This window comes from Actinoplanes sp. CA-252034 (genome assembly GCF_050956125.1).
Classification (GTDB): Bacteria; Actinomycetota; Actinomycetes; order Mycobacteriales; family Micromonosporaceae; genus Actinoplanes.
In genome coordinates, this window is sequence record NZ_CP191846.1 from 6,519,662 (window position 1) to 6,535,251 (window position 15,590).

Here is a 15,590-nt window from a genome sequence, read left to right on the forward strand (position 1 = left end):
GGGCGGACGAGGGCACGCGCGACAGCATAAACGCTAGTCAACCACAGCGCGCACGACGCCCCCATGACCGCCGCGGACGGCCGTGTCCGGTTGAATGCGCCGGTGAGAAGAGTCGAAGTCGTGCGTCCGGACGCCGTGGTGTCCTGTCTCGACGGTGGTCACGGGGACGACGTCGTGGTCCTGCTGCACGGGCTGGCCGGCAGTGCCGAGGAGATGCGTCCCACGGCCACGGCCCTGCTGCCCGGACGCCGGGTGATCGCGGTGGACCAGCGCGGGCACGGGCATTCCACCCGCCGCCCGGGCGATCTGTCCCGACGGGCGTACGCCGACGACGTCCGCGCGGTCGTCGATCAGCTCGCCGACGGGCGGCCGGTGACGCTGGTGGGCCAGTCGATGGGCGGGCACACCGCGATGCTGACCGCGGCGTGGCATCCACGGATCGTGCGGCGGCTGGTGCTGCTGGAAGCCGGCGTCGGCGGCGGTGACAGTGACCACCCGGCGAAGATCGGTGACTGGTTCGCGTCATGGCCGGTGCCGTTCGCCGATGCCCCGGCCGCGGCCGGGTTCCTCGGGTCGTCGCCGATCGCGCGGGCATGGATCGACGATCTGGAGGAATGTGCGGACGGGCTGCGTCCCCGGTTCGATCCGGACGTGATGCGGGCGGCGATCGCGGCGGTCACCGACACCGCGCGATGGGCGGAGTGGCAACGGGTCGAGGCACCCACCCTGCTGGTGCGCGGCGCGAACGGGACCGTGCCCGAACCGGAGGCGCAACGCATGCTGGCATCACGGCCCGGCGTCGCCCAGGCCGTCATCCCGGACGCCGGGCACGACGCGCACCTGGAGCAGCACGACGCCTGGATCCGCATCCTGACGACGTTCATCGCCGGCTGAGCCCGTCCGGCGCCCGGCGACGGGGCCGACGAGACGGAGGAAGGTCAGTGTCGGGCGAGACGGACCGGCAGGTGGGCGTAGGAGGGGATGAGCACGTTGCGGCGATAGCCGCGCTGGTGGATGCGCCAGGCCCGGCCGGGCGCGAGCAGCGTCTCCAGCAGCCCGGTGATCTCGGCGCGGGCGACCGGCGCGCCCAGGCACAGGTGCCGTCCGGCGCCGAACCACAGTTGGCGCTGGTCCGGCTGGTAGCCGCGGTCCAGGTCGAAGCCGCCGGCCGCGTTGTTGGCGGTCCAGGTCAGCATCAGCACCCGCTCCCCGGCCCGCAGCCGGCGCCCCTCCACGTCGACGTCCGCGGCGACCGCCCGGCCGATCACCGGCGCCGGCGAGGTGACCCGCAGACCCTCACGGACCGCGTCGGGCAGCCTTTCCGGTTCGGCGCGGAGCCGATGCTGGGCACCGGTGTCATGCAGGATCGCGACGGTACGGGCCATCGCGCTCGCCGCGGTCTCGGTGCCCGCGACCATGAGCAGCGTCGACAGACCTTCCGCCTGTCGCTGGTCGAGTCCGAGGTCCCGGCATCGGCCGAGCACCGTCTCGGGCGCCGCGGTCCGCCACGCCTCGGCCACGTTCACGGTGAGCCGGGCGACGATGGCCTTGGCCCGCGCCACCGTCTCCGGCGCGAGGTGGGTGGAGGTGGTGGTGCCGAGCGCGAGGGCGGCCAGTTCCTCCCCGACGGCGAAGATCTCCCGGTACGCGTCGTCGCGATCGGCCGTCCGCAGTTGCAGCAGGTCCGCGACGATCCGGCCGACGAGCACGCGCCCCAGGTCGGCGACGTCGACGGCCCGCCCGGCGGCCAGCTCGGCCCCGGCCTGCGCGAGCCGCGCCCCGATCACACGGTCGGTGAGCTGCCGGGCGTTGTCGTCGGTGAACAGGTCCCGGGTCCGTTTCCGCAGCTGGTGGTGCCCCGGCCCGTCGAAGATCTCGTTCACCCAGTCACCGAGGACCTGCGCCCACAGGTGCCCGACCCCGCCCTCGCCGAGCAGCGTGAAGTGGACGGGGTCGTTGAGGACGCGCCGTGCCACCAGCGGGTCGGAGGTGACCCAGCCGATCCGGGGCACCCGGCTCAGCTTCCCGGCCAGCCGCCCGGCGGTCAGCAGCACGGGCAGACTCGGTTTGGCGGCGGCGAGAACCCGGAGCTCGTGGCGGCGCGCAGTGTCCAGCATCCCGCCATCCTCACCCGCCGCCGCGCCGCGCGCTGTCGGATCTCCGGGCCCGCCCGAGCCCGGCCGGCGAAGGTGGGCGTGGGGCGCCGCTCGCGCGTTCGGCCAGGGGGAGGATTCTCTGCAGCTCTGAGGCCCGTGGACAGGCCGCCCGGACATCGGCGATCATTGCTGGGCCCTGGCGGCTTCGACCGATTGCGACGTGCCCTCGATGTATTTGGCGCTCATTGCCGGAATCGTCATGGTTCTGGCCACTCCGGTGGCGACCTCGTTCCTGGTGGGCGACCAGACCAATGCGGAGGCACTCGCGCTGGCCGCGCAGGGTGAACGACTCGACTACGGGATCCCGCCGGTCACCCTCGGCCCGACCGGTGACCTGGTCCTCGGGATCGGCGCCTGTGCGCTGGTGCTGGTGTCGCTCGGCGTGCTCGTGCGGGAGTCGGTCGCCGGCCGGATCCGCCGGGCCTGGTGGTCCGTGCTGGCGCAGCTGATGGCCCTGGCCGTCATCGTCGGGTTCTCGTGGCGGGTGATGACGGCCGGCGGCATCGGGGCGAACATCGGCGAGGGCCTGGTCGTCATGTTCCTCGGTCCGATCGCGCTGGGGCTGATGATCGGCGCGTGCGTGCAGGCCGACCGGTTGATTCAGCGGCACTGGGCGACGAACGCCGACTGAGACGGTTCCGGAACCAGGAAAGGCCTTGCTTGGATAGCGCAAACTGTTGATCAAGTTTACAGTGCGGAAACGTCAGCTTCGCGGAAGTTGATCTTTCGGCTGTACCGGGGGTTCACGTGGGTAACGCACTGCTGGAGATGCGATCGATCTCCAAGGAGTTTCCCGGGGTCAAGGCACTGTCCGATGTGAGCCTGGTGGTCAACTCCGGCGAGATCCACGCCATCTGCGGGGAGAACGGGGCGGGCAAATCGACGCTGATGAAGGTCCTCAGCGGCGTCCACCCGTACGGCTCCTACTCGGGCGAGATCGTCTATCAGGGACAGGAGTGCCGGTTCGGTGACATCCGGGCCAGCGAGCACGCCGGGATCGTGATCATCCACCAGGAACTCGCGCTGATCCCGGGCATGTCGATCACCGAGAACATCTTCCTCGGCAACGAGCCGCGCCGGTGGGGCCGCATCGACTGGAAGGCCGCCAACCACAGGGCGCTCGAGCTGATGCGCCTGGTCGGGCTCTCCGAGGACCCGGACACCCTGATCAAGGACATCGGCGTCGGCAAGCAGCAGCTCGTCGAGATCGCCAAGGCGTTCGCCAAGGACGTCAAGCTGCTGATCCTGGACGAGCCGACGGCCGCGCTCAACGAGAACGACTCCCAGCACCTGCTCGACCTGCTGCGCGGGTTCAAGGAGCGGGGCATCACCTCGATCATGATCTCGCACAAGCTCAACGAGGTGGAGGCGGTCGCCGACGCGATCACCATCCTGCGTGACGGGCGGACCATCGAGACGATCACGGTGTCCGGTGGGGACGTCGACGAGGACCGGATCGTCCGCGGCATGGTCGGCCGTGACCTGCAGAGCCGGTTCCCCGAGCACGAGCCGAAGATCGGCGAGGTGTTCTTCGAGGTTCGCGACTGGACGGTGCGGCACCCGATCTCGGCCGAGCGGCTGGTCTGCAAGAACTCGAGCTTCACGGTCCGCCGTGGGGAGATCGTCGGGTTCGCCGGGCTGATGGGCGCGGGGCGGACCGAGCTGGCGATGAGTGTCTTCGGGCGGTCGTACGGCGTACACCTCGGGGGAAAGATCTTCAAAGACGGTCGCGAGGTGGAGATCAGGTCGGTCGCTGAGGCGATCAGAAACGGTCTCGCCTACGTGAGTGAGGACCGTAAGGCGATCGGCCTGAACCTGCTCGACGACATCAAGACCTCGGTCGTCGCCGCCAAGCTGTCGAAGATCACCCGCCGCGGCGTGCTGGACGAGGCCACCCAGTACCACGAGGCGGAGAGCTACCGGAAGAGCCTGCGGATCAAGACGCCGACCGTGGACGAGCCGGTCACCCGGCTCTCCGGCGGCAACCAGCAGAAGGTCGTCCTCGCGAAGTGGATGTTCACCGACCCGGACCTGCTGATCCTCGACGAGCCGACCCGTGGCATCGACGTCGGTGCGAAGTACGAGATCTACGGGATCATCCAGCGGCTCGCCGACGAGGGCAAAGGGGTCGTGCTGATCTCCAGTGAACTGCCCGAGCTGATCGGCCTCTGCGACCGGATCTACACGGTCGCCGAGGGCACGATCACCGGTGAGGTCGCCCGGCGCGACGCCGACCCGGAACTCCTGATGAAGCGGATGACCTCGACCCGGAGCAACGCATGAGCCGCATACGAGACCTACAGAAGAACCTCTTCGGGGGTACGACCTCCAACGCCCGTCAATTCGGGATGATCTTCACGCTGGTCGCGATCATCGTGTATTTCCAGATCGCCACGAACGGGCTGACCCTCACCTCGGGCAACCTGATCGCGCTGACCCAGCAGTACGCGTACATCTCGATCCTGTCCATCGGCATGCTCATGGTGATCGTCGCCGGGCACATCGACCTGTCCGTCGGCTCGGTCGCCGCGTTCGTGGGCATCGTGGTGGCCAAGGCCATCCACGAGCACGACGTGCCGTGGCCGGCCGGCATCGTCCTCGGCCTCGCCGTCGGCGCCCTGATCGGCGCGTGGCAGGGCTTCTGGGTCGCCTACATCGGCGTGCCGGCGTTCATCGTCACGCTCGCCGGGATGCTGCTGTTCCGCGGCGGCAACCAGTACATCGGCAACGCCGACACGGTTCCGGTGCCGGAGGGATTCCGGACCATCGGCGCCGGATATCTGCCCGAGGTCGGCCCGGCCACCGGCTACAACAACCTGACCCTGCTGCTCGGCCTGCTGCTCTGTGCCGCGGTCGCCTGGCGGGAGTGGCGCTCGCGGCAGGTGCGCCGGCAGATGGAGGGCGCCGAGCCGGCTCCGCTGTGGATCTCGGTGCTCCGGCTGGTGATCCTGCTCGGTGTCATCGTCTTCGCCACCCTGAGGTTCGCCGGCGGACGGGTCGGCACCAGCTTCCCGATCTCCGGCATCATCCTCGCCGTCCTGGTCATCGCCTACTCCTTCTACACCCGCAACACCGCGGGCGGCCGGCACATCTACGCCGTCGGCGGCAACGCCCGCGCCGCCGAGCTCTCCGGTGTGCAGCTGCGTCGGGTCAACTTCATGGTCATGACCAACATGGGCGTGCTCGCCGCGCTCGCCGGGATGATCTTCGTGGCGCGGTCCGCTGCCTCCGGCCCGCAGGACGGGCTGAGCTGGGAGCTCGACGCCATCGCGGCCGTCTTCATCGGCGGCGCCGCGGTCTCCGGCGGCCTCGGCACGGTCAGCGGCTCCATCGTCGGCGGTCTGGTCATGGCCGTCCTCAACAACGGGCTCCAGCTCATCGGCACCGGCTCCGACATGGTCCAGATCATCAAGGGACTGTTCCTGCTGGGCGCGGTCGCCCTCGACGTCTACAACAAGAAACAGGGCCGCTTCTCGATCATCGGGTCGCTCACGCGCCCGTTCCGTCGCGAGGATCCGCCCGCACCCGCCGCTGTCCCGGCGCCCAGCACCACCGGTTCCCTCTCGAGAAAGTGACCTGTCGATGCGTACATCTTTGGCCAAGATCTTTGCAGTCGGTCTTGCCGCGGCCCTGGTGGCGAGCGGTTGCAACAACGACCGGGAAGGCTCCACCCCGGCCGGCGGCTCCTCGGCACCGGCCGCCGGATTCGCGAAGGACGCGCTGATCGGCGTGGCCCTGCCGTCGAAGACGTCGGAGAACTGGGTGCTCGCCGGCGGCCTGTTCACCGACGGGCTCAAGGCGGCCGGCTACCAGTCCGACGTCCAGTACGCCGGTGCCTCCACCACCGTCGCCGACCAGCAGGCCCAGATCACCGCCATGGTGACCAAGGGCGCGAAGGTCATCGTGATCGGCGCGACCGACGCGGCCCAGCTGTCCACCCAGGTCGAGCAGGCGAAGCAGTCCGGTGCCGTGGTCATCGCCTACGACCGGCTGATCACCAACACCCCCAACGTCGACTACTACATCGCGTTCGACAACTTCAAGGTCGGTCAGCTGCAGGGTCAGGCGCTGCTCGACGGCATGAAGGCCAAGAAGGCGACCGGCCCGTGGACGATCGAGCTGTTCTCCGGCTCGCCGGACGACAACAACTCGGGGGTCTTCTTCAACGGCGCCATGGAGGTCCTCAAGCCGGCGATCGAGAAGGGGGACGTGATCGTCGGCTCCGGCCAGACCGACGTGAAGCAGACCGCCACCCAGGGCTGGAAGGCGGAGAACGCGCAGAGCCGGATGGACTCGCTGCTCACCTCCACCTACACCAGCAAGACCCTGGACGGCGTGCTGTCGCCCAACGACACCCTCGCCCGCGCGATCATCACCTCGGTGAAGGGTGCCGGCAAGCCGATCCCGGTCGTCACCGGTCAGGACTCCGAGGCCGAGTCGGTCAAGTCGATCGTCGCCGGTGAGCAGTACTCCACGATCAACAAGGACACCCGCAAGCTGGTCGCCGAGACCATCACCATGGTCAAGACCCTGCAGACGGGTGCCACGCCGCAGGTGAACGACACCAAGTCGTACAACAACGGGGTCAAGGTCGTGCCCGCGTACCTGCTGGCGCCGGTCATCGTCACCAAGGCCAACGCCGCCGAGGCCTACGCCGACGACCCGAAGCTGGCTCCGCTCACCAAGTAAACCGTCACCGCAGCGGCCCGGTCTCCACACATGGAGGCCGGGCCGTCGCCGTTCGATCATCCGTCAGGGACGGGGGCGCAGCCCGTCCAGAGCGATGTCGAGGACCCGGCGGCGCTGCTCGTCGTCGACGAACGTGGCCGAGCTCAGGCCGGAGACCAGGCGCAGCACGTCGTCGAAGTCGGCGTCGGCGCGGACCTCGCCGGCCTGCAGGGCGCGCGCGAACAGGGGCTCGCCGGCCGCATACATCACGGCCCGGCACGAGCTGAACATCTCCGAGTCGCGGTTGAGCAGGTCGATGATGGCGCGTTTGGTCGCCACGTAGTCCACGAAACGCTCGAGCCACGCCCGCAGCGCCGGCCACGGGGGCCGGCCGGCGACCGCGTCGGCGGCCACGCGCAGCTGCGTGACCTCCTCGACGTAGACGGCCTCGATCAGGTCCTGCCGGGTCGGGAAGTTGCGGTAGAGCGTGCCGACGCCCACGCCGGCCGACTTCGCGATCTCCTCCAGGGAGGTGTCGGCGCCGTTGGCGGCGAACGCGGCGCGAGCGGCGACCAGCAGCGCGTCGAAGTTGCGCCGGGCGTCGGCTCGCTGAGGCCGGCGCACGGTGATCGGCGTCTCGGTCATCCGAAAACCCCTTGCGAATCGGAGGCATGCCTCCGGTAATGTGGAGGCATGCCTCGACTTTATCAGGCCACGCCACGGACGACCTTCGCGGTTCTGGCCGCGGCCGCTGCCGCGTTCGCGCTCATGCAGAGCCTGCTGACCCCGGTGCTGCCGACCATCCAGCAGGACCTGCACACCTCCACCGGCACGGTGACCTGGGTGCTCACCGCCTGGCTGCTCGCCGCCTCGGTGGCCACCCCACTGATGGGCCGGGTCGCCGACATCATCGGCAAGGACCGCACCCTGCTCGTCGCGCTCGGCGCCATCGCCCTCGGCTGCCTGGTCGCCGCGCTCGCCCCGAGCATCGGCGTGCTGATCGCCGCCCGGGTGCTCCAAGGGCTGGGCGCCGCCGTGTTCCCCGTGTCGTTCGGGATCATCCGCGACGAGTTCCCGCCCGAGCGGGTGGCGTCTGCGATCGGCACCCTGGCCGCCGTCATCGCCACCGGCAGTGGTGTCGGCATCGTGCTGGCCGGGCCCATCGTCGGGCTCCTCGACTGGCGGTGGCTCTTCTGGATCCCGATGGCCGTCGTGACCGTGGTCGGCGCGGTGGCCTGGCGGGTCGTCCCCGCCTCACCGGTGCGCAGCCCGGGACGGATCAACATCCTGTCGGCGCTCCTGCTGGCCGGCTGGCTCGTCGCGCTGCTGCTGCCACTGAGCAAGGGCGCCGCCTGGGGATGGGGCTCCGGGCGTACCCTCGCGTCGTTCGCCCTGGCCGTCGCCCTGCTGGCCGGATGGATGACGGCCGAGTTGCGCACCGCCGAGCCCCTGATCGACATGCGGATGATGCGCCTGCCCGCGGTCTGGACCACCAACCTGGCCGCCATGCTGTTCGGCGCCGCGATGTTCGGCGTGTTCGCGTTCCTGCCGCAGCTCATGCAGGTTCCGGCCGCCTCCGGATACGGCTTCGGCGCGTCCGTGACCACCGCCGGCCTGCTGATGGCCCCGATGCTGGTGGCGATGGCGGTGTTCGGCTCGCTGAGCGGCCCGCTGACCCGGTGGGTGAGCAACAAGGCGCAACTGCTGTGGGGCTCGGCGATGGGCACCCTGTCCTGTCTCACGCTGGCCCTCGCACACGACCAGAAGTGGACGGTGTCCCTGGCGGCCGCGGTGTTCGGAATCGGTCTCGGCCTCATCTACTCGTCGATGATCAACCTGATCGTGCAGAGCGTCCCGCGGCACCAGACCGGCACGGCCAGCGGCATGAACACCAACATCCGCACGATCGGCGCGTCGATCGGGACCGCCCTGGTCAGCGCGATCGTCACCGCACATCCGGGCGCGCACGGGCTGCCCGCCGAGGCCGGTTACACGATGGCGTTCCTGCTGCTGGCGGGGGCGAGCGCGGCCGCTTTCGGGGTGTCGCTGCTGGTCCCGCGCCGGGCGGCGGCACCGGCCGGGGTCGCGCCGGAGAGCGAGCCGGTCCCGGCATGACGCCGGGCGGCCGCCCGACCGCATGCACCCCCGGACAACCGGGGTCGGTCAGCAATCGGCCAGGCTCGCGGCGGCTCTGGCCACCGCGTACGGCTGACGCCGCTTGCGGGCCACCGTCAGCGACCGCTCGTACTCCGCACGGGCCGCCGGCACGTTCCCCGAGCGCAGCAGGGTCGTCGCATAGTCGTACCGGAAGTCCGCCTCGAAGTTGACCTCACCGGCCCGCCGGGCCACGTCGAGCGCCCGCCGGTGCTGGTCGAGCGCCTCGCCGTACCGTTGCTGCTCGGTCAGGACGTTCCCGATCTCCACCCGGGTCTCCGCCTCGAACAGGGCCAGCCCCTGTCGCAGCGCCATCCGCAGCGCCACCTCCAGATAGCGCTGGGCGGCCTGCGGGGTGATCTCGCCGAGCGCCCGCCGGCTGCGCTGGATGCCGATGAGCGCGCCGGCCCGCAGATGCTCGTCACCGGGCCGCTGCGCACCGAGCAGCCCGAGCCGGTCCATCCGCAGCGCCTCCCGCCATCGGCCGAGCCGCTGGTAGGCGATCGACAGCTGCATGGTGGCCGGCGGGCCGACCCGCATCCGGGCGAGGCTGCGCAGCCGCAGGCACTCCAGTCCGGCGTCGACCGCGTCGGTGAACCGTTCCATGGCGATGTGCAGGGCGGCCAGGTTGCCGGTGAGCACCGACAGTCCCCGCAGGTTCCGTTGCCGCTGCCGGATCCCGATGCCGAGCCGCAGGTGGTGCAGCGCCTTCTCGTACGAACCGGCCCGGTAGTGGGAGGACGCCACCAGATTGGACATCTGCGCCACGGCCTCGTCGTCGCCGTGCTCGCGGGCGGCGGCCAGCCCGCGTTCGTTGAGCGCGGCCACGTCGTCGTTCCAGTCGCGGTAGTAGAGGGCGTACCAGGCGGCCCGCGGGATCCACCAGGCGTAGTGGGGCTGACCGGCCCGGACCGCCACGTCGGTGAGCTTCACCAGGTCGCCGCGGATCCGCTCCAGCCGGGCCGCCGGGTCGTCGACAGCCGCCACGAGATCGGGGCGCAGCAGCGGCATCGCCTCCAGGTCACGTTCGACGAACCGGCGGTACGACTCGGTCATGGTCGCCATCAGCGCGTGCGTCTCGAAGTTGAGCACGCCGAGGATCGCGGCACCGGTCGGGCCGGGCAGCGCCGACGCGTACTCGCGGAGCAGCTCGTGCAGGCGGTGAATGCCCGGTTCGGGCTCGTCGACGAGCCGGGCGTCGGCCAGTTCGGCCAGCAGCGCACGCCCACCGGCCGCCGGCAGTCCGGTGAGGGCGGCGGCCGAGAGCGCGTCGACGGTGGTGCCCGGATACGCGCCGAGCAGCCGGAACAGCCGCTGCGCGGGCTCGGTCAGGCCGGCGTAGGAGAGGGCGAAGGCGCCGATCACCGTACGGTCCTCGACCGCCAGCTCGGGCAGCGCCGCCGTGGTCAGCCGGTCGAGCAGGTCGGCCACCCGCCAGCGGGGCCGGTGGGCGAGCCGTGACCCGGCCAGGCGGACCGCCAGCGGCAGCCCGCCGCAGCGCCGCGCCACCGCGACGGCCGCCGCGGGCTCGGCCCGCACCCGGTCCCCGGCGATCCGCTCCAGCAGGGCGACCGCCTCGCCGGTGGACAGCAGGGGCAGCGACTCGCGGTGCGTGCCGGGCGGGCCGGGCAGCCGCCGCCGGCTGGTCACCACGGTCAGGCTGCCGGGCGTGCCGGGCAGCAGGACGGCGGTCTGCGCCGTCGACGCGGCGTCGTCGAGGACCACCAGCAGCCGGCGCCGGGCCGCCTCGGCACGCCAGCGGGCGGCCCGGGCGGGCAGGTCGGCCGGGATGTCGCCGGCGGGCAGACCGAGCTGGCGCAACAGCACCTGCAGGGCCGCGGACGGCTCGACGGGGGCCTGCTCGCTGTGGCCGCGCAGGTCGATGAAGAGGTGCGCGTCGGGGTATTGGTCACCGGCCAGCGTGGCCACGTGCAGAGCCAGGGTGGTCTTGCCGGAACCGGCCATCCCGTCGATCGCCACGACCGTCGCCTCGCCGGCCCGGACCCCGGTGCGCAGACGCGTGATCACCTCTTGCCTGCCGGTGAAGTCGACGACCGTACGCGGAAGGCATCGGATCGGACGGTGAGCGCCGGAAGGCGTGCCGGACAGGACCTCCCGGTGTGCGGCCTGCAGGCTCTCCCCCGGCTCGATGCCGAGCTCGTCACGCAGTGTGTCGGAGGCCCGGCGGAACTCGGCTAGGGCGTCCTCCGCGCGGCCGGCGCCGTGCAGTGCCAGCATCAGCCGCCCGCGCAGCCGCTCCCGCAGCGGGAAGCGCTCCACCAGCGACGCCAGCTCGGTCACCAGCTCCTCCGCGTGCCCGTCGGCCAGCTCGAGATCCACCCAGTCCTCGACCGCGAGAGTGTGCTCCTCGTCGAGCTTCGCGGCGGCCTGGCGGACGGCCGGTGCGTCGATTCCGGCGCAGGCGGCGCCCCGCCACAGGTTCAAGGCCTTCCGGTACGCCGTACGCGCCCCCGCGTCGCCGGAAGAGGCCCGCGCGGCCGCGACGAGCCGCAGGAAGACCACACTGTCCAGATCGTCCGGCCCGGCCTGGATGCCGTACCCGGCCGGATCGGTGAGGATCGCGTCGGCCGGCAGCACCCGCCGCAGCCGGGACACGCAGTTCTGCAGCTGGTTACGCGCGGTCGCGGGCGGCCGCGGCCCCCAGACCGTCTCGGCGAGCTCGCTGAGCGCGACGATCCGGTTCGGGTGCAGCAGCAGGATCGCCAGCACGGCCCGGTCCCGGCCGGCCGTCACCTGCCGCTCGCCGTCCATGATGGAGAGCGGCCCGAGGATGCGATAGCGCACGGTCGGCCAGCGTAGTCCTCACCACGCCTCCGGTGGGACCCCCAGCTCCTCGTAGAGCGCGTGCGCCTCCCGCCGCAGCCGCAGGGCCTCCGGATCCGCGGCGGGCAGGCAGTCCGCGAGGCCGTCGGTGGCGCGGGCAACGGCGTACGGCTGCCGCCGCAACCGGGCCAGCCGCAGCTCCCGAGCGTAGATCTCCCGAGCGCCGTCCACGTCGCCGGACCGCAGCAGCGTGGTCGCGTGGTCGTGCAGGTCGACGAAGAGATGCGCGTCCGGATGACACGCGCCGGCCAGGGACGCCAGATGCAGGGCCAGGGTGGTCTTGCCCACCCCGGCGCTCCCCCACACGCGGACCCAACGCGTACCGAGACGCGGCGCCACGCCGGACGTTCTTGCTGGTGGGAAGCCCCTGGCGGGGCAGTCGGAGACCTACGGGAACCCGCACCGCGAGCGTGGGGTGCGAGGCTGCGCAGCGTATGGCTCTCTGCATGTCGGGTCAGCCTGTTGCTCCTTTTTCCGTCTCACCGGATCTGGTTCGCGGCTGCCGGCTGGAACGCGCCAGCGGACAGGGCGAGTGAGACAGATGCCTGCCGTTGTCTCATCGGATCTGCGGCGCGGTCCTGGGCGGAGGCGAGCCGGCGCCTTGTCGTACCGGGACGTTTGCGCGGCAGCGGTCGCCGGCCGTTGGGGGGCGTCGCAGTGGATTGACGTGCGCCACGCACTCGCCTCCACCTTGGCCCGCGACGCGGCCGGATGTACTACAGCAACAGCGCCCAACCGAGATGCTGCTGATCCTCGCCGCACGGCAGTCCCGCCCGGCATTGCCGAGCGGCAGCCGCGCCTAACGCGATCTGATCTGTGAATCGCCACGTCATCGCCCAGCAGGCTTCAGGCCCGTTCGGCACCGGCCCGGCGTCGAGCCGTCGCAGCGGGCTGCGGTGCGTCGGCAGGTCCCGTTGTTGCTGTGAAAGGTTGGCGTGGCCGTTTCAGCCGCGGCGGTAGCGGGCGTCGAACAGGCAGTAGAGGCCGAAGCAGGCCAGTCCGGCGGCGACGAGCAGCAGCGATGCGGTGCCGTAGGGCTGAGCGGCAAGGGTGCTGAGGGCGGCGTCCAGCCCGACCGCTTTGTTCGGGCGGTAGGTCACTGCCATGGTGATGATCAATATGCCGATGATGCCGTACGCGATGCCGAGTGCGGGGTAGCCGGCCTGTCCTAGCCGGATTGCCGCGTTGCGGGCGGTGGGGCTTGCGGTGGAAAGGTCGAGGTCCTCGACGAACTTCTTGCGGACCCCGCGGTAGATCTCGTACGTCGCGACCGCGAGGAGGGCGACCCCGACCGCGCCGACCAGGAGCTGCCCGATCGGGAGCGCGAGCACGCGGGCGGTGAGGGCTTTCTGCTGGTTGCCGGAGTCTGCGCCGGCACCGGCGGCGAGTTTCCCGGCGCTGACGGCAAGGAGCCCGAACAGCACCGCGGTGAGGGCGCTCTCGATCCGTTTGCGGATGCGTTTGTGGCGTGGTTGCACCCATCGCAGGCCTACCGTCGCCTCGCCGAGTCGCCACAACACGAGCATGGCCAGTCCCACGGTGACCGCCCAGAGCAGCGCCCGCCCGCCAGGTTGGGCGGCGATGGTGGCCAGCGCGCCGCCTTTGTCGGCTTTGGCGCCGCTGGCGCCGAGCGCCACCCGTACGGCGAGGTAGGCGATGGTGAAGTGGACGAGGCCGTATGCGGCGAGTCCTACGCGGCCGAGGAGTTGGAAGTACTTGTTGTCGGTGGTGTCCCGCGCGGCGTCGGCTGTGGCGTGGCCCGCTGTGGTCATCGGGTGCTCCCTTCGAGCGCGGCGTTCATGCGCCTGGTTGAGGGTGGTGTCTGGAGGCGGTGCCGACGCTCAGGCAGCCGCGGTGGCCGATGCCCTTGTGGTTGGGGGCGAACGAGCAGCCCAGGTAGAGGCCGAACAGCGCCTGCTGCACGACGATGAACACGGCCGCTTTGAGTGGGGAGAGCACCAGCATGACGGCGGTCAGGTAGCCGGCAGCGCGGACCTGGCGCATCAGCTCAGCGAAATCACTGCCGCGGACCGTCGCGGCGCTGCCGCGTTCAGCCGGGCCGGCAAGTGTTGACGATGCCATGGTTCAACCTCCGGGTGCGCATCGTGATCATGATGATGCGTTGCCCGGGGTCCGGGGGCCGACCGTTGATGTTACGCCGCCTCCCCGACTACCAGGGGCGGCCTGCGCTCAATATCGACGCTGATACCCGCACGCGACAGAGATGCCACGGCGATAGGTCCGTCTCATCACCGGCTGCCAAGACCGTCGAGCACGGGCCAATGTCGGTTGCTCACGGCAGGCGGCTCGCTGGTGTCAGCCGGACCGTCGCCGCGAGCGTCGCGACGTCGCGGATCGGCGGCCACGATGCAGCCCTGCCACGGCGAGGCTGCCCTGCCGGTGGCGGGTGTTCGTCATCGCGGTCCCGGCAGATTTCGGTCAGTTCGCGGGCGGTCGGCCGGTCTTGTGGGTCGCGTGCCAGGGCCACACGGATCAGGTCGTCCAAGCCCGGCGGCAGGCCGAACAGGTCCGGTTGGGCCGATTGCAGACGCAGGATCCATTCCTGATCGCTGCGGCTGGCGAACGGATGCACGCCATTGGCCAACTGGGCGAGCAGGCAGCCCCAGGCGAACACGTCCACGGCGGGCGTCGCCGCGGTGGTCCAGAGTTGTTCCGGTGCGGCCCAGCCACGGCTGCACTCAACGACTCCGCCCCCACCCTGTTCCCCGATGTACCGGGCGATGCCGAAGTCGATGATGCGTACGTCGTCGCCGCGGACCAGCAGGTTCGACGGTTTGACGTCACAGTGCACGACGCCTCGGGCATGGACTCCGGCAAGGGTACGGGCCAACGCGGCTCCGAACCTCCACAGCTGCCGGGTCGGGGTCGGTTCGCCGGCCAGGGTGGTGGCGCACCGGTAACCGGGAAGGTAGGCGCTCACCAGGTAGGCCCCCACCGCCGAGCTTCCGTAGCCCAGCGCCGGCGCGGTGCAGTCGGCATCCATGGCAGATGCCAGCCGGTATTCCCGCCGACATGCCCCGGCCGCCCCGGCGCCGGCGCGGAGGACTTTCACCGCGACCGGCCGGCCGGTAGGTGCGTCGGCCAGATAGACGTCGGCCATCCCGCCGGAACCCAGCCGGGCCAGTAGCCGATAGCCGTCGACGCTGACCGGATCCGTCCGGCGAAGAGGCCAGGTGGTCCGGCGGTGGCGGCCGCTACGGCGCCGGTCTGACTGGTCTGATCGTTGCGCTGCCAGAGGAGTCGATGGACCTTGGGTTGGGGATTCAATTCACGATCCTGGGAGGTGGACAGGTCGCCGGGTACGGCGGCTCGGGTTAGGCGGGGACAAGAATGCCGACCGACGCGGTTACGGCTGTGGCCGTTGCCATGGGTGGTGCCTTATCGAACTCGGCGGTGAGGACGTCGAGTAGCCCGGCCAGGTCCAAGACCCGGCGCACGAGGGGTTGCGGGTTCATGATCCGCAGTTGACAGCCGGTGCGGGCGGCGGCGTTGCCGGCGACGATGAGGACGGTGAGTCCGCTGCAGTCCAGGAACGTCACCCCGGCGAGGTCGACCTCGATGCGGTCCGGATGCAGCGCGGACAAGACGTTGAGTAGTTTGGCGCGCAGCATGTCGACCGTCGACAGGTCGATCTCGCCGGCCACGGCGACCCGGGCGGTGCCCGGCGATGGGCACCGGGTATCGATGCTCAGTTGTGTCGACGGGGTCACCGGCGCGAATGTTGCGATCATGGTTTCTCCAGCCCAA

At 70.8% G+C, this 15,590-nt stretch carries 14 protein-coding genes; 6 read left to right on the forward strand and 8 right to left on the reverse strand.

Annotated elements, in window-relative coordinates; genetic code table 11:
• Positions 1-102: 102 nt before the first annotated feature.
• Positions 103-894: an alpha/beta fold hydrolase gene (locus tag ACQPZW_RS30095; RefSeq protein ID WP_433789408.1), complete on the forward strand. Its 792-nt coding sequence runs from the start codon at positions 103-105 to the stop codon at positions 892-894.
• A 44-nt stretch (positions 895-938) separates the two neighbouring features.
• Here ACQPZW_RS30095 and ACQPZW_RS30100 read toward each other — a convergent pair whose 3' ends face one another.
• Positions 939-2,117, reverse strand: coding sequence for a cytochrome P450 (locus ACQPZW_RS30100; protein ID WP_433789409.1), 1,179 nt, complete (start codon positions 2,115-2,117; stop codon positions 939-941).
• 238 nt (positions 2,118-2,355) lie between these two features.
• Between ACQPZW_RS30100 and ACQPZW_RS30105 the strand changes: the two genes are divergently transcribed.
• From ACQPZW_RS30105 to ACQPZW_RS30120, 4 genes are all read left to right on the forward strand, one after another.
• Entirely contained in the window at positions 2,356-2,787 is a 432-nt protein-coding gene (locus ACQPZW_RS30105; RefSeq protein WP_433789410.1) for a hypothetical protein, read from the forward strand.
• Positions 2,788-2,903: 116 nt separating this feature from the next.
• Positions 2,904-4,439: a multiple monosaccharide ABC transporter ATP-binding protein gene (gene mmsA, locus ACQPZW_RS30110; protein WP_433789411.1), complete on the forward strand. Its 1,536-nt coding sequence runs from the start codon at positions 2,904-2,906 to the stop codon at positions 4,437-4,439.
• Entirely contained in the window at positions 4,436-5,731 is a 1,296-nt protein-coding gene (mmsB, locus tag ACQPZW_RS30115; protein ID WP_433789412.1) for a multiple monosaccharide ABC transporter permease, read from the forward strand. Before mmsA ends, mmsB begins: the two co-directional genes overlap by 4 nt.
• 7 nt (positions 5,732-5,738) lie before the next feature.
• The gene (locus ACQPZW_RS30120) at positions 5,739-6,845 is read left to right on the forward strand and encodes a substrate-binding domain-containing protein (protein ID WP_433789413.1); all 1,107 of its coding nucleotides are present in this window, start codon (positions 5,739-5,741) and stop codon (positions 6,843-6,845) included.
• Between the two features lie 63 nt (positions 6,846-6,908).
• On the opposite strand, the gene ACQPZW_RS30125 is transcribed toward ACQPZW_RS30120, so the two are convergent.
• Positions 6,909-7,469 carry a TetR/AcrR family transcriptional regulator gene (locus tag ACQPZW_RS30125; protein ID WP_433789414.1) on the reverse strand — a complete coding sequence of 187 codons (561 nt, stop codon included), beginning with the start codon at positions 7,467-7,469 and terminating at the stop codon, positions 6,909-6,911.
• 48 nt (positions 7,470-7,517) lie between these two features.
• On the opposite strand from ACQPZW_RS30125, the gene ACQPZW_RS30130 reads away from it, so the two are divergent.
• Positions 7,518-8,939, forward strand: coding sequence for an MFS transporter (locus ACQPZW_RS30130; protein ID WP_433789415.1), 1,422 nt, complete (start codon positions 7,518-7,520; stop codon positions 8,937-8,939).
• Positions 8,940-8,987: 48 nt separating this feature from the next.
• On the opposite strand, the gene ACQPZW_RS30135 is transcribed toward ACQPZW_RS30130, so the two are convergent.
• From ACQPZW_RS30135 to ACQPZW_RS30160, 6 genes are all read right to left on the reverse strand, one after another.
• Positions 8,988-11,783, reverse strand: a complete 2,796-nt coding sequence (locus tag ACQPZW_RS30135; protein WP_433789416.1) for a BTAD domain-containing putative transcriptional regulator — start codon at positions 11,781-11,783, stop codon at positions 8,988-8,990.
• 18 nt (positions 11,784-11,801) lie between these two features.
• Entirely contained in the window at positions 11,802-12,110 is a 309-nt protein-coding gene (locus tag ACQPZW_RS30140; RefSeq protein ID WP_433789417.1) for a hypothetical protein, read from the reverse strand.
• Positions 12,111-12,766: 656 nt separating this feature from the next.
• A complete protein-coding gene (locus ACQPZW_RS30145; protein WP_433789418.1) occupies positions 12,767-13,594 on the reverse strand; it encodes a DUF1206 domain-containing protein in 828 nt (275 codons plus the stop codon).
• A gap of 25 nt (positions 13,595-13,619) precedes the next feature.
• Positions 13,620-13,904, reverse strand: a complete 285-nt coding sequence (locus tag ACQPZW_RS30150) for a hypothetical protein (protein ID WP_433789419.1) — start codon at positions 13,902-13,904, stop codon at positions 13,620-13,622.
• Between the two features lie 211 nt (positions 13,905-14,115).
• The gene (locus ACQPZW_RS30155; protein WP_433789420.1) at positions 14,116-14,943 is read right to left on the reverse strand and encodes a serine/threonine-protein kinase; all 828 of its coding nucleotides are present in this window, start codon (positions 14,941-14,943) and stop codon (positions 14,116-14,118) included.
• Positions 14,944-15,157: 214 nt separating this feature from the next.
• Positions 15,158-15,574, reverse strand: a complete 417-nt coding sequence (locus ACQPZW_RS30160) for an STAS domain-containing protein (protein ID WP_433789421.1) — start codon at positions 15,572-15,574, stop codon at positions 15,158-15,160.
• Positions 15,575-15,590: the final 16 nt, after the last annotated feature.